The organism is Klebsiella sp. 141251, from assembly GCF_050600725.1.
Taxonomy (GTDB): domain Bacteria; phylum Pseudomonadota; class Gammaproteobacteria; order Enterobacterales; family Enterobacteriaceae; genus Klebsiella; species Klebsiella aerogenes.
Genome location: NZ_JAQIRG010000003.1, coordinates 89,761 through 111,299, shown reverse-complemented (window position 1 = coordinate 111,299; position 21,539 = coordinate 89,761). Strand labels below are relative to the sequence as shown.

The 21,539-nt window shown below is 53.0% G+C and carries 22 protein-coding genes and 1 pseudogene; 7 read left to right on the top strand and 16 right to left on the bottom strand.

All coding sequences use genetic code 11. The features are described from left to right. Positions 1-110: 110 nt before the first annotated feature. The 4 genes from PGR09_RS08270 to yciH all read left to right on the top strand — a co-directional run bounded on the left by PGR09_RS08270 (position 111) and on the right by yciH (position 2,853). Positions 111-419: a LapA family protein gene (locus PGR09_RS08270; RefSeq protein ID WP_045374686.1), complete on the top strand. Its 309-nt coding sequence runs from the start codon at positions 111-113 to the stop codon at positions 417-419. Between the two features lie 6 nt (positions 420-425). Then, complete coding sequence (gene lapB / locus PGR09_RS08265; protein ID WP_045374683.1) at positions 426-1,595, top strand: lipopolysaccharide assembly protein LapB; 1,170 nt, start codon at positions 426-428, stop codon at positions 1,593-1,595. A 194-nt stretch (positions 1,596-1,789) separates the two neighbouring features. Further along, positions 1,790-2,527, top strand: coding sequence for an orotidine-5'-phosphate decarboxylase (gene pyrF, locus PGR09_RS08260; protein WP_045393148.1), 738 nt, complete (start codon positions 1,790-1,792; stop codon positions 2,525-2,527). Next, positions 2,527-2,853, top strand: a complete 327-nt coding sequence (gene yciH / locus PGR09_RS08255) for a stress response translation initiation inhibitor YciH (protein ID WP_045393146.1) — start codon at positions 2,527-2,529, stop codon at positions 2,851-2,853. The genes pyrF and yciH overlap by 1 nt, the downstream gene beginning before the upstream one ends. Positions 2,854-2,966: 113 nt before the next feature. Here the strand turns inward: yciH and osmB are convergent, their stop codons facing one another. From osmB to PGR09_RS08220, 7 genes are all read right to left on the bottom strand, one after another. After that, positions 2,967-3,185, bottom strand: coding sequence for an osmotically-inducible lipoprotein OsmB (osmB, locus tag PGR09_RS08250; protein WP_032688354.1), 219 nt, complete (start codon positions 3,183-3,185; stop codon positions 2,967-2,969). Positions 3,186-3,452: 267 nt separating this feature from the next. Continuing rightward, positions 3,453-4,202: a DNA-binding transcriptional regulator YciT gene (locus PGR09_RS08245; protein ID WP_430916035.1), complete on the bottom strand. Its 750-nt coding sequence runs from the start codon at positions 4,200-4,202 to the stop codon at positions 3,453-3,455. Positions 4,203-4,272: 70 nt separating this feature from the next. Next, positions 4,273-4,455, bottom strand: a complete 183-nt coding sequence (locus PGR09_RS08240) for a hypothetical protein (protein WP_045393142.1) — start codon at positions 4,453-4,455, stop codon at positions 4,273-4,275. A 149-nt stretch (positions 4,456-4,604) separates the two neighbouring features. After that, on the bottom strand, positions 4,605-6,539 hold the full coding sequence (locus PGR09_RS08235; protein WP_430916034.1) for an exoribonuclease II: 1,935 nt from the start codon (positions 6,537-6,539) through the stop codon (positions 4,605-4,607). Between the two features lie 81 nt (positions 6,540-6,620). Continuing rightward, positions 6,621-7,781, bottom strand: a complete 1,161-nt coding sequence (locus PGR09_RS08230) for a CMD domain-containing protein (protein WP_213797728.1) — start codon at positions 7,779-7,781, stop codon at positions 6,621-6,623. 193 nt (positions 7,782-7,974) lie between these two features. Next, positions 7,975-8,763 carry an enoyl-ACP reductase FabI gene (gene fabI, locus PGR09_RS08225; protein WP_045393136.1) on the bottom strand — a complete coding sequence of 263 codons (789 nt, stop codon included), beginning with the start codon at positions 8,761-8,763 and terminating at the stop codon, positions 7,975-7,977. Positions 8,764-9,005: 242 nt separating this feature from the next. Then, positions 9,006-9,548 carry a HutD/Ves family protein gene (locus PGR09_RS08220; RefSeq protein ID WP_430916033.1) on the bottom strand — a complete coding sequence of 181 codons (543 nt, stop codon included), beginning with the start codon at positions 9,546-9,548 and terminating at the stop codon, positions 9,006-9,008. A gap of 199 nt (positions 9,549-9,747) precedes the next feature. Here PGR09_RS08220 and PGR09_RS08215 point away from each other — a divergent pair, with 199 nt between their 5' ends. Then, the gene (locus tag PGR09_RS08215; protein WP_430916032.1) at positions 9,748-11,187 is read left to right on the top strand and encodes a purine-cytosine permease family protein; all 1,440 of its coding nucleotides are present in this window, start codon (positions 9,748-9,750) and stop codon (positions 11,185-11,187) included. Between the two features lie 42 nt (positions 11,188-11,229). On the opposite strand, the gene sapF is transcribed toward PGR09_RS08215, so the two are convergent. Genes sapF through sapC form a run of 3 tightly spaced genes read right to left on the bottom strand, consistent with a single transcriptional unit; the run spans position 11,230 to position 13,923 of the window. Then, positions 11,230-12,039 carry a peptide ABC transporter ATP-binding protein SapF gene (gene sapF / locus PGR09_RS08210; protein ID WP_015366242.1) on the bottom strand — a complete coding sequence of 270 codons (810 nt, stop codon included), beginning with the start codon at positions 12,037-12,039 and terminating at the stop codon, positions 11,230-11,232. 1 nt (position 12,040) lies between these two features. After that, positions 12,041-13,033: a putrescine export ABC transporter ATP-binding protein SapD gene (gene sapD / locus PGR09_RS08205; RefSeq protein ID WP_015366243.1), complete on the bottom strand. Its 993-nt coding sequence runs from the start codon at positions 13,031-13,033 to the stop codon at positions 12,041-12,043. After that, positions 13,033-13,923, bottom strand: a complete 891-nt coding sequence (gene sapC / locus PGR09_RS08200) for a putrescine export ABC transporter permease SapC (protein WP_020078584.1) — start codon at positions 13,921-13,923, stop codon at positions 13,033-13,035. The genes sapD and sapC overlap by 1 nt, the downstream gene beginning before the upstream one ends. A 146-nt stretch (positions 13,924-14,069) precedes the next feature. Between sapC and PGR09_RS08195 the strand changes: the two genes are divergently transcribed. Then, positions 14,070-15,287 (top strand): tyrosine-type recombinase/integrase, encoded by a 1,218-nt coding sequence (locus tag PGR09_RS08195; protein ID WP_205460801.1) that lies wholly within the window; start codon positions 14,070-14,072, stop codon positions 15,285-15,287. 220 nt (positions 15,288-15,507) lie between these two features. Here PGR09_RS08195 and PGR09_RS08190 read toward each other — a convergent pair whose 3' ends face one another. The 6 genes and pseudogenes from PGR09_RS08190 to PGR09_RS08165 all read right to left on the bottom strand — a co-directional run bounded on the left by PGR09_RS08190 (position 15,508) and on the right by PGR09_RS08165 (position 21,197). Continuing rightward, positions 15,508-15,747 carry a DUF4060 family protein gene (locus PGR09_RS08190; RefSeq protein WP_430916031.1) on the bottom strand — a complete coding sequence of 80 codons (240 nt, stop codon included), beginning with the start codon at positions 15,745-15,747 and terminating at the stop codon, positions 15,508-15,510. Positions 15,748-15,787: 40 nt separating this feature from the next. Next, positions 15,788-16,944, bottom strand: a pseudogene (locus PGR09_RS08185) (RecT family recombinase). Further along, complete coding sequence (locus tag PGR09_RS08180; RefSeq protein ID WP_430916030.1) at positions 16,907-19,894, bottom strand: RecE family exodeoxyribonuclease; 2,988 nt, start codon at positions 19,892-19,894, stop codon at positions 16,907-16,909. Before PGR09_RS08180 ends, PGR09_RS08185 begins: the two are co-directional and overlap by 38 nt. Positions 19,895-20,033: 139 nt before the next feature. After that, complete coding sequence (locus tag PGR09_RS08175) at positions 20,034-20,192, bottom strand: YdaE family protein (RefSeq protein ID WP_045419483.1); 159 nt, start codon at positions 20,190-20,192, stop codon at positions 20,034-20,036. 8 nt (positions 20,193-20,200) lie between these two features. After that, positions 20,201-20,392 (bottom strand): DUF1482 family protein, encoded by a 192-nt coding sequence (locus PGR09_RS08170; protein WP_047052302.1) that lies wholly within the window; start codon positions 20,390-20,392, stop codon positions 20,201-20,203. A gap of 391 nt (positions 20,393-20,783) precedes the next feature. Continuing rightward, positions 20,784-21,197 carry a helix-turn-helix domain-containing protein gene (locus PGR09_RS08165; protein ID WP_032705521.1) on the bottom strand — a complete coding sequence of 138 codons (414 nt, stop codon included), beginning with the start codon at positions 21,195-21,197 and terminating at the stop codon, positions 20,784-20,786. 110 nt (positions 21,198-21,307) lie between these two features. Between PGR09_RS08165 and PGR09_RS08160 the strand changes: the two genes are divergently transcribed. Continuing rightward, the gene (locus tag PGR09_RS08160) at positions 21,308-21,538 is read left to right on the top strand and encodes a helix-turn-helix domain-containing protein (protein ID WP_023341332.1); all 231 of its coding nucleotides are present in this window, start codon (positions 21,308-21,310) and stop codon (positions 21,536-21,538) included. The last annotated feature ends 1 nt before the right edge of the window (position 21,539 follow it).

The window sequence follows — 21,539 nt, the reverse complement described above, 5'->3', positions numbered from 1 at the left end:
CGCATATCATGACGGGTGTCATGCTTTTCCATTTCACCACTGCGGTGAAAATGATACTTTATAGGGCTTGAACGCGTTTTACTCGCGCAACCCACAGAACGGGAAGTCATGTGAAATATTTACTTATTTTCTTACTGGTGTTAGCTATCTTCGTCATTTCTGTGACGCTGGGTGCGCAAAACGACCAACTGGTCACGTTCAACTATTTGCTCGCGCAGGGTGAATTCCGCATCTCCACGTTGCTGGCGGTGTTATTCGCTGCCGGGTTTGCGATTGGCTGGCTGATTTGCGGCCTGTTCTGGCTGCGGGTTCGTGTATCGCTGGCGCGCGCCGAACGTAAAATTAAACGCCTGGAGCAGCAGATCGCGCCAGTGACCGTAGCGCCTGCTGATGCCGGCGTCCCTGCGGTCAAGGAATAACCTTCTATGCTGGAGTTGTTGTTTCTGCTTCTTCCCGTTGCCGCTGCCTATGGATGGTATATGGGGCGCAGGAGCGCACAACAGTCCAAACAGGACGATGCTAGTCGCCTGTCGCGTGATTACGTGGCCGGGGTCAACTTCCTGCTGAGCAATCAGCAGGACAAAGCCGTAGATCTGTTCCTCGATATGTTAAAAGAGGATACCGGCACCGTTGAAGCCCACTTGACCCTTGGCAACCTGTTTCGTTCGCGTGGTGAAGTCGACCGCGCCATCCGCATTCACCAAAGCCTGATGGAGAGCGCCTCTCTCACCTACGATCAGCGCCTGCTTGCCGTCCAACAGCTGGGGCGCGATTACATGGCCGCCGGCCTGTACGATCGCGCGGAAGATATGTTCAAGCAGCTGGTGGATGAAACCGACTTCCGCCTGGGCGCGCTACAGCAACTGCTACAAATCTACCAGCTAACCAGCGATTGGCAGTCCGCGATTGAAGTCGCCGAAAGGCTGGTAAAATTGGGCAAAGAGAAACATCGCAGCGATATCGCCAACTTCTGGTGTGAGCTGGCGCTGCAGCAGATGGCCAGTAACGATCTCGATAAAGCAATGACGCTGCTGAAAAAAGGCGCGTCAGCGGACCGTAACAGCGCCCGCGTCTCGATTATGATGGGGCGCGTGTGGATGGAAAAAGGCGACTACGCGAAAGCGGTAGAAAGCCTGGAACGGGTGATTGGCCAGGATAAAGAACTGGTTGGTGAAACCCTGGAAATGCTGCAAACCTGTTATCAGCAGTTGGGTAAGCATGAGGAGTGGGAAGCGTTCCTGCGCCGCTGTGTCGAAGAGAACACCGGGGCGACCGCGGAGCTTATGCTGGCGCAAATTATCGAGCAGCAGGAAGGCGCCGAGGCCGCACAGAGCTATGTGACTCGCCAGTTGGAACGCCACCCGACGATGCGCGTGTTCCATAAACTGATGGACTACCATCTTAATGAGGCGGAAGAAGGGCGCGCGAAGGCGAGCCTGGGGGTTCTGCGCAACATGGTTGGCGAGCAGGTGCGGAGCAAACCGCGTTACCGCTGCCAGAAGTGCGGTTTTACTTCCCACACCCTGTACTGGCACTGCCCGTCCTGCCGTTCGTGGGCGACTATCAAGCCGATTCGCGGCCTTGATGGCCAGTAACATCTAAAAAAAACCTGCCTTTAGTTACAACATACTTATCTGTATTTTACCGTATCCGCTTCTGTTGCCACGTGCCCGCTTTTGTCTGTAGCCGGGCAAAACCAGCCTGTCATTTTCCCTACTTCGCAGGTAGAATGCTGCCCGTTTACCTTTTTTGCGCCGTGCAGGCGCCCATCAACAATTAAGGTCCGGTCATGACGTCTACTGCTAGCTCTTCTCCTCGCGTTATCACATCTTCTCCCGTGGTTGTTGCGCTTGATTATGATAACCGCGATAAGGCGTTAGCCTTTGTTGATCGAATCGATCCGCGCGATTGCCGGTTGAAGGTAGGTAAGGAGATGTTCACGCTGCTGGGCCCGCAGTTTGTTCGCGACCTGCATCAGCGCGGCTTTGAAGTATTCCTCGACCTGAAGTTCCACGATATCCCGAACACCACCGCACGCGCGGTCGCCGCCGCCGCAGAGCTTGGCGTATGGATGGTAAACGTCCACGCTTCCGGCGGCGCGCGTATGATGACTGCCGCCCGCGAGGCGCTGCTGCCGTTTGGGAAAGAGGCGCCGTTACTGATAGCGGTCACCGTACTGACCAGCATGGAGGCCAGCGATTTACAGGATCTCGGTATTACGCTTTCTCCAGCCGATCATGCTGCTAAACTGGCGGCGCTAACCAAACGCTGTGGTCTCGACGGCGTCGTCTGCTCAGCGCAGGAAGCCGTCCGCTTTAAACAAGAGTTAGGACAAGAATTTAAGTTAGTTACCCCAGGGATCCGCCCCACAGGCAGTGATGCTGGCGACCAACGCCGGATTATGACTCCGGAACAGGCGCAGCAGGCAGGGGTTGATTATATGGTAATCGGCCGACCGGTTACCCAATCCGCCGATCCGGCTGCAACGCTTGCGGCTATCAACGCGTCGCTGAAATTGGAGGCGTAATGAGCGATTCTAACAGCCGCCTGGTTTACTCTACCGAGAGCGGACGTATCGAAGAGCCGAAAGCGGCGCCGCAAAGAGCGAAGGGCGATGGTATTGTGCGCATTCAACGCCAGACCAGTGGGCGCAAAGGGAAGGGCGTCTGCCTGATTACCGGTATCGATCTCGATGATGACGCGCTGGCGAAGTTGGCCGCTGAGCTGAAAAAGAAATGCGGCTGCGGCGGTTCACTCAAGGACGGAGTGATTGAAATTCAGGGTGATAAACGCGACTTGCTGAAATCACTGCTGGAAGCCAAAGGGATGAAAGTGAAATTAGCGGGTGGCTAAGATAATTTCTGCGAAATAAACAACAAGGCCACGGTATTTACCGTGGCCTTAATTATTTGTAGATGCGTGAGTCAGTAACTACGAAATTATTATTAATTTAATACGCGGGGTGGTTATTTACCAACCTGGTGGCCAATGATGCCGCCAACCGCTGCGCCGCCCAGGGTGCCCAGGGTGCTGCCGTCAGTTAATACCGCGCCGCCCAGTGCGCCGGCGCCTGCGCCGATTGCGGTGTTACGGTCGCGTTTAGACCAGTTAGAGCAAGCGCTCAGGGACATTACTACAGTAACCGCCAGTACGGCCGCAGCCATTTTTTTGCTCATCGAAGTCATCATTTTATTCTCCTGAATAATCTATTCATGGATACAACTTCCTTTTAAGCATAGCAACTGACTATGACTTAAGGGTTATTCCATGAAACTTAAGTTGCGCAGGTGTTGCTCTAATCACGCAGGTGATAGTCACTTCCTGTTATATCGCTAATAATAATTCTACTTATTTTAAAATTTAACGTCAGGTAAAAAATCTTAATTGCAGGTCAGAATACTCTCAGACACAGAGGGGCTGCCAACGCCATTCCAGGGCGCTGGCGGAAGCGATCAGGCGGGGTTGACAATATCGAGGGTTAAACCGCTTGCGCAGAGCTGCTGGCGAATAGTTTCGCTCAGGTTATTGTCGGTGATGACGCGATTGAAACGGGCAATCGGGCCCAGTGGATAAGGATGCACGACGCTGAATTTCGAACTGTCGCTGAGCACAATAGCTTCGCACTGTTTTTCCAGCACTGCGTTAACCACATCGGCGCGCATCATGTCGCGGCCGGTAAAACCAGTTTCACTCTGCCAGCCGTCAACGCCGATAAATGCCTTGCTGAAGTGCACCTGCTGGATGCATTGACGGGTTAACGGGCCAACCATGCTTTCACTGCGTTTCTGATAAATGCCGCCCAGCAGAATGACCTCACCCGGCGTTTCCTTGAGTAAATGCGCGATATAGCTGCTAACGGTGATGATCGTGATATCGCCGCGTTCCGCCAGCGTGCGGGCCAGCAGGGCGTTTGAACTGCCATTTTCGATGAACACCGTCTCTCCGCCTGCCACCAGCGACGCAGCGCGCGCGGCGAGTTCACGCTTAATGGCAAAGTTGGTCATCATGCGGGTTTCGACGTCTTCGCTATCAAGCGGTACGGCAAAGCCGTGGGTGCGGCGCAGATAGCTTTGCTTTTCCAGCGAATTCAGATCCTGGCGAATAGTGACTTCGGAGACACCGGTCATCCTGGCCAGATCGGTAACGCTCATGCGGCCTTTATCGATGACCATTTGTAAAATACTTTGTTGTCGGGCGTTCATAGCTACATCACAGTTAGAGGTCTATACGGCGCCCAGCAGGCCTTCGGGCGTGCTGGGGGACAGGAATGAATCAGATTTCCCACGGCGCTTTCGTTTGCCCTGAGTCCTTCTCTGGCTCGTCGTGAGACAACGCCTGCAGCTCGGCTTTGAGGATCTCCAGGTTATGGATAGCCGAGTGATAATCTCCGGCAACCAGAATATCCAGCACGGTATCGATACGTTGGGCGAGCAGGCGGGCATTCAGATCAGACATAGCATTATCCTGGTTACAAAAATGAATGAAATCAATGATGCAAAAAACGACTGCAAAAGAGAAGCGAAAAAAACGCACATCCTTACGCAGCTGGCGATATTCACTCAAAACGAGAAATGTATGGCCCCTGGGCAGGGGCCATAAAAGCGTTACGCCGCCGGACGGGCGATGACGCTGCGGGTTTCCATACGGACTTCAGCGATAGTCACGTCGATAACATCGGTGACTTTATAAACGACTTCACCTTTAATCTGTACGGTTCCGTTCTCCTGGCTGCAAACCAGTTCATCGCGTACCGCGTGCAGGAAAGGTGCCGGGATAAAGGCGACAGCGCCGTTATCAACCAGGCGTACGCGCATGCCGCCGCGGCTGACATCAATGATTTCTGCCGCATAACGGGTATCGGTTCCGGCTTTATCGTTGAGGAAGCGAGCGTACAGCCAATCTGCGACGTCGCGTTCCGCCATACGGTTCAGACGACGACGTTCCGCCATCTGCACGGTGACATCATCCTGCGGGCGGCCAATGGTCTCGCCTTTAATGATGGCCTTTAACAGACGGTGGTTGATCATATCGCCGTATTTACGGATTGGCGAAGTCCAGGTCGCGTAAGCTTCCAGCCCAAGGCCGAAGTGTGGGCCCGGCTCGGTGCTAATCTCAGCGAACGACTGGAAGCGGCGGATGCGGCTATCAAGGAAACCTGAAGGCTGGGCATCCAGTTCGCGGCGTAGTTTACAGAAACCTTCGAGCGTCAGGACTTCCTGCGGATCAACGTGTACATCGTGCGTTTTTAGCAGCGCGGCCAGTTGCTCGGTGTTAGCCGGGTCGAAACCGGTATGCACGTTATATACGCCGAAGCCGAGGTTATCGCGCAGCACGCGTGCCGCGCAGATATTAGCGGCAATCATTGACTCTTCAACAATGCGGTTGGCGATGCGGCGAGGTTCGGCAACGATATCCAGTACTTCACCTTTCTCACCCAACACGAAGCGATAATCAGGGCGGTCTTTGAACACCAGGGCGTGGGTTTGACGCCATTCGCTGCGGCGTTGGCAGTCTTCCTGCAGCAGTTTGATTTGCTGCGCGATAGCGTCATCGGCAGGTTGCCAGGCGCCGATATTTTCCAGCCAGTTGGAGACGTCGTCATAAGCCAGTTTGGCTTTTGATTCGATGGTCGCGGCGAAGAATTCGATATTATCTTCAATGGCGCCGTCGGCTGCCAGGGTCATGCGGCAGGCGAGCACCGGGCGCACTTCGTTGGCGCGCAGCGAGCACAAATCATCAGACAGTTCGCGCGGCAGCATCGGGATATTAAAGCCCGGCAGATAGTTGGTGAAGGCGCGGATTTTCGCCGCGTTGTCCAGTTTGCTGCCCTCGGCAATCCACGCCGTCGGATCGGCGATAGCGACGGTCAACTGCAGTTTACCGTCGTCGGCGCGCTCGACATATAGCGCATCGTCCATATCTTCGGTGCTGGCGCTGTCGATGGTCACGAACGTAAGCGCCGTCAGATCGCGACGTTCCAGTCCTTCATCGAGCATCTCGGTAGCAACGCCATTCGGCGCTTCTTTTTCCAGGTTATGACGCGCGAGCGTCACCCACCATGGCACGAAATGATCGTCGCTGAAGGTGATGAATTGCGTTAATTCAGCATAGAATCCGCGGTCGCCTTTCAGCGGATGGCGACGCATTTCAGCCACCGCCCAGTCACCCTGTTTGAAGTCGTGTTCAACGCCACGCGTGGCGCGGCAAGGGATGGCGTCTTTCAGCAGCGGATGATCAGGAACAATAGACAGGCGATCGTCTTTTTTCTGCACTTTACCGACAAAACGGGTCAGGAAAGGCTCAACCAGCTCTTCCGGCTCGGCGCTTTCACGTTCTTTTTCCGTATGGACCACGGCGATAATACGATCGCCATGCATCACTTTTTTCATTTGCGGCGGCGGAATGAAGTAGCTTTTCTGCGAGTCGACTTCGAGGAAGCCAAAACCTTTTTCCGTACCTTTAACGACCCCTTCAACGCGCGGAGTCTGGGAATGCAATTGCTGTTTAAGCTGCGCTAGCAGCGGGTTGTCCTGAAACATAATTAGGTTTTTTCGTGGCTAAAAGAGCGGCTGACATTTTTACGCGAATATGCCTGCCTCAGCAAGCGCTGTTTCAGCATTTTACGTCGCTTGACGTACCTCGCCGAGGGCGATTTTAAGCCGGTTCAGCCAGCCGCAGAGGCCGCACCACGCCAGCAGATTGATAGCCTCAACGCGGGAAAGCCCATATTCAGTGAGGGGAGTTAGCTGTGCGGCGCTAAAACGGTCCGGCGCACGGGTCAATAGCTGCGCCGCCTGCAGGAAAACGTGTTCCAAAGAATGGCTTTGCGCCCAGCGCTGAATCGTTCGTTCATCGCCGCGCAATGCTTGCAACAATCCGTTATCAGCTGTCCAGCGTGCTGCCCAGGCGTTAAAACAGCTGACGCTACCGTTGATTCGCGCCGCCAGCAACGCCGCCATTGTGCTTAAGGGCTGCGCAGAGTTATCCAGTTCAGTTAGCAGTTGATGCAGCAGCGCTAACGCCCCTTCATCCGTTGCCAGAATAGGGGCGAGAGGCTGTAGGCCGGGATGACGGTGCCATGCGGCGAGCCTTGCTTGCCTATCGTCATTGGCGTAACGCAGGTCGGCATCATCGATATCCGCAGACCACTCTCCTGTCACGTCCGTGAAGCGTTCTGACGGGGCATCTTCCTGCTGCGGCATACCCGGAAGCCAGCGTACCGGTTGTCCGAGCGCGGCCTGAAAGGCAGCTACCGCGCGGGCCTGAAAGCCCACGAAACCAATAATCTGGTTAATTAACACAATATCGCGGCTGGTCAGTCCGACCTCATCAAGCTGGCGGCGGGAGACCTCGTTGATAACCGAAGGGGAACTGGCTAACTGGCGTGCGTACTGGGTAATCTGCGCCAGTCGGCGATTACTCTCTCGTGAGGAGTCAGGGCCCGGCAACGGCGCCAGACGCGCGGCATAGTGGTTACATAAGCGCTGTACGCCGTAGACCTGAGCGACGGTCAGGGCGGTGCTGAGACGGTCGTAGGCGCTGAAGGTTTGTAATCGGGTTACCGTGACGCTGTCCGGGAAAAGTACCTTTGCCAATTGACGCGCGGGCGCCAGCCAGCCTTCATGTGGGTGGCTGACATCGGCTGCAAGCGACAGATCGAGCAAAAAACGGTCATCAACGTCAGCGGCTTCTGGCACCAGAGGAAGAACCTCGACCGGGCTGTTGGTTGACTGGGTCTCGTGATACCAGTGGTTTTTGCCATACACGCGGCGTTGCTCCATGGGCGTTCCTTGTTCGGTAGGTGGCGAACCGCCGTTTCGCGGTACCTCTATGCACAACTATCCTGGCGTAACCCTGAAGCAGGAGAAAATATTGATACGTACTAATAAATAGCAGATTGGAATAACAGAGGAAAAGCGTAGGTAGAGAGGGGGAGGAGAGATCCTCCTCACCGGGGTGAGGAGGATAAGGAACTTATTTCAGTTCCAGTTCGTTCATCGCAGCGATGTTAAAGCCGCCGTCAACGTGAACGACTTCGCCGGAGATACCCGCAGACAGGTTAGAGCACAGGAAAGCTGCGCTGTTGCCGACGTCTTCGATGGTGACGGTGCGACGGATCGGGGTAACCGCTTCGCAATGCGCCAGCATTTTACGGAAATCTTTGATACCGGATGCCGCCAGAGTACGGATCGGACCAGCGGAGATGGCGTTAACACGAATACCTTCCGGACCCATCGCGTTCGCCATATAGCGGACGTTGGCTTCCAGAGACGCTTTCGCCAGACCCATAACGTTATAGTTCGGGATCGCGCGCTCAGCGCCCAGATAGGAGAGGGTCAGCAGCGCGGAGTTCGGGTTCAGCATCGCGCGGCAGGCTTTCGCCATCGCCACGAAGCTGTAGGCGCTGATGTCGTGGGCGATTTTGAAACCTTCGCGAGTTACGACATTGACATAGTCGCCATCTAACTGGTCAGCCGGCGCATAACCGATAGAGTGCACGAAACCATCAAATTTCGGCCATACTTTCTCAAGCTCAGTGAACAGCGCGGTGATGCTTTCGTCTTCAGCCACATCGCACGGCAGCACAATGTTGGAACCCAGCGCAGCAGCAAACTCTTCTACGCGGCCTTTCAGTTTTTCGTTCTGATAGGTGAATGCCAGTTCAGCCCCTTCACGGTGCATTGCTTGCGCAATACCGTAGGCGATGGACAGTTTACTGGCCACGCCAGTGATCAGAATGCGCTTACCGGAAAGAAAACCCATAGCTTTAATCCTTATCGTTATTGCTTATTTTTACTCTAACAATCAAAAGGTTAACGTTGTTATTTCAAAATAACTCAAATTTAGCCGGGAATTATATCCCACTGAAGACCCCTTGTGTCACGATTTTTTGTGTCGCCTGTCGCAAGGCAGCGCGTAATGATAAATGCGCTCGCTCCAGTATATCACCGGATAATCACTGTGTTTTAGCGACAGATCCCAACGCGTTGCCGAAATTTCTGCGGTTAACGGCGCACGATCGTGGTGAGTAAAAGCAGGGCGTCCGTCGTTAGCGGCGCGAGTTCGCCCGGCGCTTGTTGGCGCCAGAAAATACCCGATTGCGCTTCATATTGCCGTTCACCAAGTTGCCAGCGCCCCTGTAATACCCACGCGACGCCTTCGTCGCCGGGGGTCTGTACATCGTCCACGACGCGTACCTCGGCGGCGGCGCGACTGCGCTGGGTCATGATATTAAAGTCGAGACCGCGCTCGCGGATCCCTTCGCTACGCAGCGGCCACTCGCCGGCAAAAGCCCAGGGTTGCCACAACGCTAAACGGTGATCGATAGCTTCACCTTTCAGGCGGAGCGGTTGCCCGGTCAGCAGGGTAATGACCCGATCGACGCCGGGAAAGCAGGAAAACGGACCATCATTTTGCAGAGTGGCAATGCTGGCTCGCCATAAAAAAGGGGCATCAGGTGAAGGCACACAGACTATCTCACGGGTCTCGCCTGCGCCATTTTTCCAGGGTGTGACGGGCAGAGTGGATAGTTGGACGGGAACGATCATGAGCGGTACACCTCGGTTAAGCGCTGCCTGCGCAGGCGTTAATCAACGTTATTGTTATGGTTTTGTTACTTTTTGCAATACAAAGAATTTACATATTCATCACAAAAATAGGATGCGTGCGGTGCGGGCAGTTGTCAATGCTTGTATATACAGGATCGGTCAGATGGGGAGTGAGTGAAATAATAATAGCGAGGTACCTATGTCTTCTTTTTCGTCTACAGACGGGCAATCAAAAAATAATGAGGCAGGATTAAAGGAAACGCGGTCGATTGATTACATCCCCGAGCGCGAAAGGCATGGGCATCCCTTTAGCCAGTTTACCCTATGGTTTGGCGGCAACCTGCAAATTACCGCTATTGTCACCGGCGCTTTAGCCGTAGTGCTGGGTGGTGACGTGGTGTGGTCGCTGATAGGTCTTCTTCTTGGACAGGTGCTGGGGGCGGCGGTGATGTCGCTGCATGCGCTGCAGGGACCACGGCTGGGTTTGCCGCAGATGATAATAAGCCGCGCCCAGTTTGGCGTCTTTGGCGCGGTAGTGCCGTTGGTACTGGTCTGCATTATGTATGTCGGTTTCTCCGCGAGCGGTACCGTACTGGCGGGGCAGGCGATGGCAAAACTGTTGAGTATCAGCAATGTAGCTGGAATGCTGCTATTCAGTGCAATTATTATTGTTATTGCGGTGCTGGGTTATAAGGTGATTCATAAGCTGGGTAAACTGGCGAGCATTATCGGCATTATCGGCATTCTGGCCTTCGTCTATATGTTCGTTACCCTGCTGATGTCGGCGGATCTCACGGCCCTGGCGCAAAATAACCATTTCTCCCTGCCGATGTTCCTGCTGGCGGTGTCTCTATCCTCGTCGTGGCAAATCGCTTTCTGCCCGTATGTGTCCGACTATTCGCGCTACCTGCCACGCAATGTATCGGCAACGAAAACGTTCTGCTCGGTGTTTTTCGGAACCATATTGGGAACCCAGACATCCATGACGCTGGGTGTGTTTACCGCCGCGATTGCCGGCAGCGCATTCCCCGGTCATGAAGTGAGTTATCTGGTGGGATTAGGTAAAAGCCAGGTGATGGCGATGGTTATCTATTTTGCTATCTGCTTTGGCAAAATCACCTTCACGACGCTCAACGCTTACGGCAGTTTTATGTCTCTGACTACCATTGTTTCCGGTTTTCGTCGTCAGACCGCGTTGTCGCAGCAATGCCGGGTTGCTTTCGTCGTCATGATGGTGGCGGCTTCATGTATTATCGCGCTGCTCAGCGAACCGGCTTTCTTAAAGCACTTTACCCATTTCCTGTTATTCCTGCTGGCCTTTTTCGTTCCCTGGAGCGCCATCAGCCTGACGGATTACTACATTATCTCTAAAGGCGCGGTCGATATTCCGGCGCTTAGCGACCCGCATCAGCGCTATGGTTTCTGGAATTGGTATGCCATTACCATTTATATCATTGGCGTGCTGATTCAACTGCCGTTTATTGAGAACCCGCTGTTCCATGGTTCGCTGACGTGGATATTCGCCGGCAATGATGTGTCATGGATTATCGGCTGGGTAGGTACCGGATGGTTGTATTTTGCGCAGCGCCGCTTCGACCGCCGTCCATTACCGGCGCAGAGCGTGTTCCCGCAGTCATAAACAGCAGGGCGGCTATTGTGCCGCCCCTGAAGGAGTTTAACGTTATTTGCCATCTTTTCGCCAGGCGTCGGCAGTTAGCGCCTCGCCGAAATGGCCAGCGATCAGCCGTTTGGTCAGTTCATGGAGCGGCGAGGCCAACACATCGGCGGTGCTTCCGCGTTCAACCACTTCGCCCTCATGCATCACCAGCACCTGATCGCTGATATGCTTCATCATCCCCAGATGCTGGGTCACGTAGATGTAGGATATTCCCTGTTTCTCCTGCAGCTCCAGCATCAGGTTGATTAGCTGCGAACGCATCGACATATCCAACGAGGCCAGCGCCTCATCGCAGATAATGACTTTCGGGCGCAGGATCAAGGCGCGAGCAAGCCCCAGGCGCTGCTTTTGCCCCGGCGCCAGCATATGCGGATAGTAGCTGACGTGGTCCGGTAGCAGGCCCACCATGCGCATGGTTTCGATAATCTGCTTTTCCCGGGCTTCCGGTTCGAGATCGGTATTGAGACGCAGCGGGAAATCGAGGATCTGCGAAATACGCTGACGCGGGTTGAGCGAGGTCGAGGGATCCTGAAAAATCATACGAATACGCTGGCTACGGAATGAGTAATCGCCAAACTCCAGCGGATGGTCGTCAATCAACAGTTCGCCGGTGGTCGGCTCGACCATGCCGGCCAGCATTTTGGCCAGCGTGGATTTCCCGGAGCCGTTTTCACCAATAATTGCCAGCGTCTGCCGCTCGCGCAGGGTAAAGCTGAGCGGCTTCACCGCCTCTACCGTCTGGCGATGGAACCAGCCGGTGCGGTAGCGAAAGGTCTTACTCAGATTGCGAACTTCCAGCAATGTTTCGACCATTTCACTCTTTCTCCATGTTCAGCGGGAAATGACAGGCGTACAGATGATTACGCGCGCCGGTCAAACGCGGCGTGACGATACACTCGCGTTGCGCATAGGGACAGCGCGGCCCCAGCCGACAACCGATGGGCAGCTGTTCCAGCAGCGGAATGGCGCCGGGCAGGGTATTCAGCCGGCTTTTATGCGGCATAGAGCTGCCGAAGTCCGGGATCGCGCGAATCAGCGCCTGCGTGTAGGGGTGATGAGGGATGGTCACCAGCTCTTCGCTCGGGGCGGTTTCCACCGTCTGCCCGCAATACATGACGTTAATTTTATCCGCCCATTTGCTGAGCATCTGCATATCGTGACTGATCAGCAAAATAGTGGTGTTGTTATTCTGGTTGAGCCGGGTCAGCAGGCGAATAATCTGCGCCTGAGTCGTCGGTTCCATGGCGTTAGTGGGTTCATCAGCAATCAGCAGCCGCGGCTGGTTGGCAAGCGCGATGGCGATCATGACCTTCTGACACTCGCCGTCGGTCAGCTCGTAGGGGAAGCTGCGCATAATATCTTTGTGATCTTTAATCCCCACCCGGTGCAGCAGTTCGATAGCGCGGCGCTTGCGCCAGCCAAAGCGTTGCCACCAGTGGCCTTTAAAGGTCCAGCCGGGGATATTTTGCATCAACTGCAGACCGATACGCTCGGAAGGGTCGAGGCAGGATTGCGGCTCCTGGAAAATCATTGATACGTTGTGGCCAATCAGTTTGCGGCGCTCGCGGTTAGAGAGGCGCAGCAGATCGATATCATCAAAACGCATACGGTCGGCGGTGACCCGCCAGTTATCTTTGGTGACGCCGCAAATTGCCTTGGCGATTAAGCTTTTGCCGGAACCTGATTCCCCCACCAGACCACGGACTTCACCTTCAGCCAGCGTCAGGCTGACCCGGTCGACGGCCTTTACCCAACCCTCGTTGGTTTTAAACTCAATGGTAAGATTACGAATATCCAGTAACGGCATTATTGAACCCCGGCAATAATTGCGCGGCGAATACCGTCGCCCAGCAGATTGATGAGCAGTACGCTTATCATGATGGCCGCGCCCGGCAGCATAACCGTCCAGGGAGCGACGTAAATCAGTTCCAGCGCATCGCCGAGCATGGCGCCCCATTCCGGAGACGGTAGCTGGGCGCCGAGGTCGAGAAAACCGAGTGCGGCAATGTCGAGGATCGCCATTGACAGCGCGCGGGTAATTTCGGTGACCAGCCCGGCGGTAATATTAGGCAGAACCGCAAACCAGAGAATATTGAGCGTGGAAGCGCCGTCGAGGCGAGCAGCGATAACATACTCTTTTTCCAGTTCATCGTGCACCATGCTATAGACCGAACGCACCATGCGTGGCAGCAGCGCCAGCCAGACGGCGAACATTGCATGGCTCAGATGCGGCCCGGCGAAAGCGACGACGATAATCGCCAATAGCAGCGAGGGGATCGACAGCAGGGTGTCGAGGATGTGGTTCATTATCGCTGAACGCAAACCATGGGTGGAGCCGGCAATGACGCCAAGCACCAGGCCGAACAGCGCGGCGCCGAGCGTGACCACAAAGGCGCCGCCAACGGTCGGTGCCGCGCCGCTGAGCAAGCGGCTCAGAACGTCGCGGCCGAGATCGTCGGTACCGAGGAAGAACGACACTTCGCCGTAGCGCGACCACGAGGGCGGCAGCAGCTGGTAGCCGAGGAACTGCTGATCGATGCCATAAGGCGCGAACCAGCCGCCGAATACGCACAGCAGCACCAGCGCGCCGCAGCCGTATAAACCAATCATCGCGGTGGTATCGCCGTAGAATTTACGCCATACGGTGCGCAATGCGCCGGGCGGGCGCTTTTCAAGATAGACGCTATCGTAGGGCATATGAATCCGTTTTAAGTTTGTTAGTCATGCTTTATTTCTTTTCAAGAATCCCGCTATTATCAACGCCTTGCCAGTATGTAACGCTTTATTTTTGTGTGTTCTTCATAGATTTGAAGGTTATCAATTTACGCATAATGTGTACACTGATGTGTATATCTTCTTCCGGAGTGTACACATTGCTTACCGACACAAAATTAAGAAAAGCTCTTGGCAAAAAAAGAGACCAAATCGAGGTCATTTCAGACGCACATGGTCTGAATGTCAGGTTGTCTACATCCGGCAGTATAACATTCTTTTACCGCTACAGATGGAACGGGAAAGCCGCTCAACTAACGATTGGTGATTATCCAACCACCTCATTAGCTCATGCGCGAGAACGTAGGCAGCAGTTCAGGGCTTGGCTAGCGGAAGGGCTTGATCCTAGACGGCAAGTAGTACTTGAGAAACAGAAAAAAGTAGAAGCGCTTACAGTGAAAGAAGCATTCGATTACTGGGAGAAGTACTACTGCATCCCGGAAGGTCTGGTAAAAATCAAAGTTAACCGCCGCGACTTCAATAATCATATAGCCCCAGTGCTAGGAAATATGATTGTAGATCAGACAACTAAAGCTCACTGGCTAAATCTTTTTGACGGTATGGGGCGAAGAGTGGTTACAGGGCAAATGCTGGGTTTGATGCAGCGCACATTTCGTTTCTGTTCCAACCGTGGGGTAATTAACGTGAACCCTATTGAAAGCCTTAGACGATCAGATGTAGGGCTCACAGCAGCTGTAAAAGATCGCAGGTTAAGTGATGATGAAATCATTACAGTTTGGAATGCCCTGCCTGAGATGAAATATAGGCAGCAATTGATGATGAAGTTTCTCATTATGACTGGGTGTCGAAGTACAGAGATCAGAACAGCGAAATGGGAATGGTTTGATTTCAAGGAACAAACATGGACTATCCCGGCAAGTGACTATAAAACTGGGAAGTCGGTGAGAAGGGCGCTTCCTGAGGCTGTAATACAGATGATGGTAGCTGAAAAAGAAACATCAGTTTCAAAACATGTTGTGACGTTGTCACGATACAGGGGGCCAGAAGATGACAGGCCGCCACTTCAACCAAACGTGGCTCTGTTCTCTGCGCAGATTATTGCAAAAACAGGGATGAAACCTTGGTCGCTTCATGATCTGAGAAGAACAGTGGCGACGCGCCTTTCTGAATTAGGTGCGCCACCACATGTTGTGGAAAAGCTACTAGGGCATCATATGTCTGGAGTCATGGCGCGGTATAACCTCCACGATTATTTGGATGATCAACGTCATTGGCTTGCTGTTTGGCAGCGTCATCTTGAGAAGTTGATTGGCCAGCCTCTGGTTTGATACTCATGTTGTCTTCCCAGGCAAGAAGGTCTGACAAACGCCATCTTTTAGGGCTGCCATTTATTTTTGGCTTCGGAAACGGCTGAGAAAAGTATGATGGCATCCGGGATGGTGTGCTCCAGAAATACAGTGTGCTGCGCGAAATTTTGTATCTGGACAGAATGTCACTGGTTACCAATATTTCATCTTGGAAATGAGATGCGTTATTCATAAAAGCCCCTTAGTTACATTGTCCAGGAAGATGCTGCAGCCTACGGGCGCAGTTCATGGCCGTCGCCACATAACTGCATTTTCTGTTTACAACTTCTACAGTGATCTTTGAGCCTTGAACCACCTCCGTATAAGTCCTCTTCGTTTTCTGTCGCCCGTAGGAGCCATAAAGCTCAACGTGTTTCGCCAGTGCCGCATCGCACGCCTGGCGGCCCAGAGGAGAGTGTCTGCTTCGGTTAATCAATCGCATATACATTCCTTTATCGGGAGAGTTGCCCCTCCCAATCTGGTTAGCCAACGTATTCCGGTTTCATGTCGTCCAGTGTGATGCGGAACTGGTCATACAGTTCATCACCGAGGTGTCGGCGCGATGAGGTCAGGGTATTTTCTGCCTTCGCGAATAATGCTTCGGCTTCCGGATCTCCCGGGTTAGGAAGTGAATTTATGACAGCCTCAACTTTGTTTCTTGCATCAACCATGAAGTAGCGCTGCACCGCTTTACCTTTCAGTTCGGTGAAGAGAACAGTACCCAGCACAGCTTTCTCTTTATCCAGATCAGCTCTGATGGCTTTTGCCGCATCAACAGATTCGGCGCGTTCTATGCGATCACGGAAATCATCAGCAAGTGAATCAATGCTGATGCCTGTTCCCTGTTCGCTGGTGGTGTCTGAGCCGCTGGTAATCTCGGCTACTGACATTCTTTGCACCTGAGCCGGATTGATTTCTCGTTCTGTTCGTTGCTCAACTTCATCCGGGCTATAAACACCCAGAATCACTTCAGGGCAGTACAGGCGAGCCCAGTATTTCACGCCCAGATAAGCGATCTGCTGCTTCGGGTTAGAAACCCACAATGGGGAATTACGAGTTACAACACCCGAGAGATAAAGCGGCTCACCCCAGGTGATTTCTGACTCACCGCGAAGGATCGCGCCGACCTGAACAAACAGCCCGATTTCGTCTTCATCAGTCCAGCCTCGCACCCGTTCGGTAACGTTGTATCTCCCATTTTTACCGTGTTTTTCCCTGGTAATTTCCTGAGTCCTTGTGCAACGCTCCCAGTCCCCGCCGTAGCGGTAATGAAATCGACCGTTGATAGCACTGGAACTGGCTATTACCGCGTTGACGAGCTGGGCTTCATATCCGAGCACGCCGTTTACCAGATGCGTTTTTTGCGCGACTGCATAGGGATTCATGCCCCACTGCATAGCCTGCATAACGATGGCCATACAATCGGCAGGCTTACCTGCAAGGTGAGCTGGCACTGTCACTTGCGAATCAGCCATAAGGTTTGCGAAAGCAGTTAACTGACCGAGAGCCTGAACGTTAAAGATCGCGTTGCTAGCTGAAATGGTGTTTGGTGCCTGCTGTTCAGCTGTAACAATGTTGGTGTTTTCCATGACTGTTCCCCCTTATGCCTGTAGGCGCAGCGCTTCGAGACGGCGCACATCAAAATCGTTAAGTTCTTCGGTGTAGTCTTCGGTGATTGGCGCCGGCCATTCGCCAGTATCAAAACCGTTCGCGATGGCTCGCATTGCTTTGCGGTATTCCAGCATGCCGAGTTCCAGTAGTTCTTCGGATGCCTCGATAATGGCGATCCAGTGGTAGTTCTCGTCTTTGTTGACGAAAATCCAGAAGAACTGATCCAGAGCCGCGGTTTCGCAGTACATAGCCGCGCTGAGGTGGTAATCGCGCTCAATGATTTCCCTGTGCAACTTCGCGCGCAGGCCTTCCTGCTTGATGTTCCACATGCTGATGGTCTTCAGGTCCGCACCAATGCGCAGGCCGCTCATGTCTATCTCAAGGTCAGGGCGCACGCGAACTTCCAGCCCGGTTTCCTCATCAATACCGAAATAGCTCACCTCAACGGCTCGGCTCGGGTGCTGGAGCAACTTACCGGCAGTAGGGTGATTCAACAGTGCTTTCTGAATATCCAGTGCAGTGCTCATCTGCTGGCGGGTAACCAGTATTTTTCCTTCCGGGTTTTCGCGCCATGCATCCAGTAGTTCGTCGGCAAACACTGCATCCGGTTTAACCGATTTCACGGCCTGAATCAGATCCGCTTTAGTGCCTGATACTTTCAGAGACTGCGCCTTCTGGGCCTCCTGAGCGACCATGTCAGGATTGATAATCGCCATTTGTTCTAATAGGGCATCACGGCTGCCGCTGGTTTTTACCTGGGCGGGCAGGGTGGCGTTATATTCTTTGATGCAAGCCTTCATTGCGGCCGCGGTTTGCTTCTGACCGTCTTCGATGCGCTGGAACTCAGCAGGCAATGACATATAGCTCTGCCCGGTTTCTTCAACTGATGCCCCTAACGCAATTGGAGCGGGCAGTGTGGCGTTGTGCGCCTCCAGCAGCGCCTTGATGTCGTCAGCACTCAACAGCGGCGGAAGCCCGGCGTTGTACTCGTCGATAAACGCGCGGATCGTCGCAGTCGTGGTGAAGGCACCTTCAGGAATTTCCGGTTCGATACTGAATTCTTTTTCCAGCTGCTCTGGTTGCAGCGCCAGCGCATGCACCAGATTGCCCATATCCAGAACTGGGGAACGAGCCTTCTGGATGGTTTTGGATACGTGGCGCGCCTCGAAATACATCAGCGATACCCGTGCATCTTTAACCATCGTGGAACTGACACCGTTCGCCGCGTGGTAAACATCGTTCGGAACACCTTCATATCGACCGGGCTCGAAGAATTCAGGCCATTTTGTTGCTTCCGGCTCTGGCTCATGCTCTTCTTCTGCAGTTGCTGATTGCTGGTCCTTCAATACTGCCGCGGTAAGGTCAGGGCAGCGCTCAGCAAGAATGTCGCGCATGTTCACGGCATCTGCTTGCGGAGCAGTTGCATCAGTGCCTTCGCTTGCTGATACCGCATTATCATTTTCGTCTTTGACTGGCTGAGCCGTTTCCATCTGCACATCGCTGGTGGTTTCCCAGGAATTAGCTGGATGTAATTTTTCTTCTGCAGCGCGCTGGCGCGCCTGGTCCACGATAGAAAGTGCTGGTGATGATGCTGGCTGGCTATCCATCAGACCATCAATCGAAAAAACACCATTGCCCATGTTTGAAACTTCAGGCTGTTTGGGTTTGGTCAGGTCTTCCGTTACCCAGTTCGGTGCATCTGGATCGCTTACCCCTTCGATATATTCACCGCGCTCATCTGCGAGAATCTTATCCACGGCTGACCGTTCAGCGACGGCGGCAGATGACACATGCCCGGCTTTCTCAAGCGTTTCAGCAGAAGGCGCGTCATGCTTATGCTCTGTCAGGTTCGCATTGATATAGGTCTGCAGACTTACCGGGAAATGATGAATATCGCTGGTGGCGCCACGAATGAGGGCAAAAATGGCAGCGCGTGAATAATCCAGGATGCCTGCGGTTTTACGCAGCGCAGCAGACCATTCTTTGAACGGGCTTTCTTTTTTCTGGACGATTTCTTTAGCCCGGCGATGAATGGATGCCGGGAAATTGTAGATATCGAAATCCATCGGCATTGTGGCCAGCGCAATCTCAACATCAAGCGTATCAAGGGTATGGGTGTAGTCAGGGTTGCGATCGGTTTTATTACCGCTGCCAGCATTCGTGCCGGTGTCCGTTTTCTGAACGGAAGAAATGTAATTTCCGGCAGACCATTCGCGAACGAGTTTGCCGCGGTCAATGTGCGGAGTTTCAAACCACAGTTTTGCAAACTGGATACGCTTGCCCAGTTCGTGGCGCTTACCTTCAGGAAATACAGCTTTGTTGGCGCTGGTAAATTTCCACAGGGTAGGCATGTCGGCATCCTTTAACCCCTGGACGTTCTCAGCGGCGAGAATCAGATCCTGCACTGCGGAGTTATCGGTATCCATTTCCAGAACGGCGAGCTCTTTACGGTGCGGAATACTGATTTGATAGACGTGGTTATCATTCGCCATGTACTGCGCCAGCAGCTTAATGCGGAACGGCTGCTCAGCGATATTGAACAGGGCGTTTTTATCGTTTTCGTATTCAGCATTACCGAACGACTCCACGGTATCGACATCACCGGCATCGTCACCACTATTGTCATCAACCAACTCGCCAGTGACAGGCTCAGAGGATACTTCAGCATCATCGGTGTGATGAACGTCTGCAGGTTCCTGTCCTGGCTTCAGTGCCCAGGTGCGACCATCGTCGGCGAGCTGGTAGCGTTCACACCATGAGTAATCGAGAACACCTTCAGCCGGAAGATCGTTAAATACCGGGAAATCGGTACGGATTGGCTTTTGATAGTCTTTGCCGCGGCCTGTTTCGATCTCAGCATCTTCCAGGTCGACGTCCAGCTGCAGCAGCGCGCGGGATTCGGTTTTTGCAGACCGCCAGATTACAGCATCGGCTTTACCCGATTTTTGAGTCGCTTTTATCAGATAAAAATATTCCATGTGATAGCCTCAATTTTGGATGTAGAATCCCTCGGGCCATTGATAGCGCCCATTCAGGGTGTTCATTGGTTTTTGGTAATTTCCGGTGGAACTTTGGTCGGTGTCACCGGACGTACAGCCCGCTTCGGCGGGTTTTACGTTAGGCCTCGTTGGCCATCTGGTCGTATTGACCGCACTTCGTAGAGCAATAGGTTCTTTCCCGTGGCGCCAGTTGCGAACCGTGAATGATGAGGATGGTCATTTTTACTTCCTTGCCTTCCTCAATCGGCTTGCGGCAATAAGCGCATTTCTTCTGCATAACTCCCCCTACATCTGCGCCGTAAATGCGGCTGGGTTTTCTGCTAATACTCCCTTAAGCGGGTAACAGTTTTCTTCAATTCCCTGCTCAACAGCTGCTTTCTTACAATCCGACTCGCTGTCATACACACCGAGAAGAACGTCCTGATTTCCGCCAGTCAGCATGCCGACAGTGAGAACCAGTGCGAACATCGTGTTCATGAAGGGTCACCTTTTTGTGCGAGCATGTAACACACCCGACGAATGAATGCTGACAGAGGGCTTAACCGAATAGCCTGCTGACGAGCGGGTTTACGTGCAAAATCGACCATTGATATAACTCCCACAGTGCGCTGATTAGCGCCGTCCAGATGAAGAGCCCGATAACTGCCGAAATGATCAGGGCTCTGATGCCTTGCTTACTCATTTCAACCTCTGCCTTGTCGCCGGCCAGCGGAACATTTACCACCTGACAGCAATGCGTTTGCTGTCGATGTGATTAATCATGCAACATTAAGTTTCGGTTGTAAAGTGAGCGCGAAAGTATTTATTTCGTTTGAGGGCAAAAAAAATGACACCGCATGGGTGCCATTGGTTGGACGAGTTTATGTATTTATTTTTTCTGATTGTTTATGAGGTCGTAAACATCGTTCTTAAGCAATTCGATATCGTGAAGTACACCCTTAGTGTGAAGGATAAGACGCAACTTCTCTGACTCAGGAAGCTGGTTAAAGAGCGAGAGTATCATTAGCTCCTTTTCATCCAGCTCACGATTTGATGAAAACGTCTGACCAGATTCATCTTCATTTTCATCTGAGGGTAGAAAGAACCAGTGCTCTGGTTTTCCTGTTGCTGCAGCAAGCCGCTTTAACCTCTCACCGCTCGCAACACTTTTCCCTTTAGCCCAATTTTGCACAGCAGTGTGCGAGAGCATGACCTTCTTGGCTAGATCGGATTTATTCCAGCCATTTTCAGTCATGACTTGTTGAATTCTTTTGGCAAAAACTGGGTAAGTAATCTCATTCATAAGTGCATTTTACAACCTAAGGTTTCACTCAGCACTAAAACAATATCTTTCGTTTGTTGAAACATAAACTTTCGTCATGTATGCTTCATCCATCAAACCAAGGAGAGCACATGAACAAAGAGACACAACAAAAAATCAGTAAGGCAGCATCTCGTGCCTGTATCGGAAAACACTTTGGCATCAGCGGTCAGGCTGTCGGCAAGTGGATTTACGAGAATGGCGTGCCTCAAAAACGCATCGTTCCACTATGCCGTTTTCTTAACTGGGAAGTAACACCTCATGAAATTGATCCTGAGGCGTACCCAAACCCCACCGACGGTCTGCCGAAACAGGAAGGCTGAC

What these genes read in the sequence shown, in the direction of transcription:
- PGR09_RS08160 (WP_023341332.1), top strand. Translation starts at nt 21,308, where the DNA reads ATGAACAAAGAGACACAACAAAAAATCAGTAAGGCAGCATCTCGTGCC.
- PGR09_RS08220 (WP_430916033.1), bottom strand. Translation starts at nt 9,548, where the DNA reads ATGATCGTTCCCGTCCAACTATCCACTCTGCCCGTCACACCCTGGAAA.
- sapD (WP_015366243.1), bottom strand. Translation starts at nt 13,033, where the DNA reads ATGCCGTTACTGGATATTCGTAATCTTACCATTGAGTTTAAAACCAAC.
- fabI (WP_045393136.1), bottom strand. Translation starts at nt 8,763, where the DNA reads ATGGGTTTTCTTTCCGGTAAGCGCATTCTGATCACTGGCGTGGCCAGT.
- PGR09_RS08195 (WP_205460801.1), top strand. Translation starts at nt 14,070, where the DNA reads ATGTGTATATCTTCTTCCGGAGTGTACACATTGCTTACCGACACAAAA.
- lapB (WP_045374683.1), top strand. Translation starts at nt 426, where the DNA reads ATGCTGGAGTTGTTGTTTCTGCTTCTTCCCGTTGCCGCTGCCTATGGA.
- PGR09_RS08170 (WP_047052302.1), bottom strand. Translation starts at nt 20,392, where the DNA reads ATGAACACGATGTTCGCACTGGTTCTCACTGTCGGCATGCTGACTGGC.
- sapF (WP_015366242.1), bottom strand. Translation starts at nt 12,039, where the DNA reads ATGGTCGAAACATTGCTGGAAGTTCGCAATCTGAGTAAGACCTTTCGC.
- PGR09_RS08230 (WP_213797728.1), bottom strand. Translation starts at nt 7,781, where the DNA reads ATGGAGCAACGCCGCGTGTATGGCAAAAACCACTGGTATCACGAGACC.
- PGR09_RS08180 (WP_430916030.1), bottom strand. Translation starts at nt 19,894, where the DNA reads ATGGAATATTTTTATCTGATAAAAGCGACTCAAAAATCGGGTAAAGCC.
- PGR09_RS08190 (WP_430916031.1), bottom strand. Translation starts at nt 15,747, where the DNA reads ATGCGATTGATTAACCGAAGCAGACACTCTCCTCTGGGCCGCCAGGCG.
- PGR09_RS08165 (WP_032705521.1), bottom strand. Translation starts at nt 21,197, where the DNA reads ATGAATGAGATTACTTACCCAGTTTTTGCCAAAAGAATTCAACAAGTC.
- yciH (WP_045393146.1), top strand. Translation starts at nt 2,527, where the DNA reads ATGAGCGATTCTAACAGCCGCCTGGTTTACTCTACCGAGAGCGGACGT.
- PGR09_RS08175 (WP_045419483.1), bottom strand. Translation starts at nt 20,192, where the DNA reads ATGCAGAAGAAATGCGCTTATTGCCGCAAGCCGATTGAGGAAGGCAAG.
- pyrF (WP_045393148.1), top strand. Translation starts at nt 1,790, where the DNA reads ATGACGTCTACTGCTAGCTCTTCTCCTCGCGTTATCACATCTTCTCCC.
- PGR09_RS08215 (WP_430916032.1), top strand. Translation starts at nt 9,748, where the DNA reads ATGTCTTCTTTTTCGTCTACAGACGGGCAATCAAAAAATAATGAGGCA.
- osmB (WP_032688354.1), bottom strand. Translation starts at nt 3,185, where the DNA reads ATGACTTCGATGAGCAAAAAAATGGCTGCGGCCGTACTGGCGGTTACT.
- PGR09_RS08240 (WP_045393142.1), bottom strand. Translation starts at nt 4,455, where the DNA reads ATGTCTGATCTGAATGCCCGCCTGCTCGCCCAACGTATCGATACCGTG.
- PGR09_RS08235 (WP_430916034.1), bottom strand. Translation starts at nt 6,539, where the DNA reads ATGTTTCAGGACAACCCGCTGCTAGCGCAGCTTAAACAGCAATTGCAT.
- sapC (WP_020078584.1), bottom strand. Translation starts at nt 13,923, where the DNA reads ATGCCCTACGATAGCGTCTATCTTGAAAAGCGCCCGCCCGGCGCATTG.
- PGR09_RS08245 (WP_430916035.1), bottom strand. Translation starts at nt 4,202, where the DNA reads ATGAACGCCCGACAACAAAGTATTTTACAAATGGTCATCGATAAAGGC.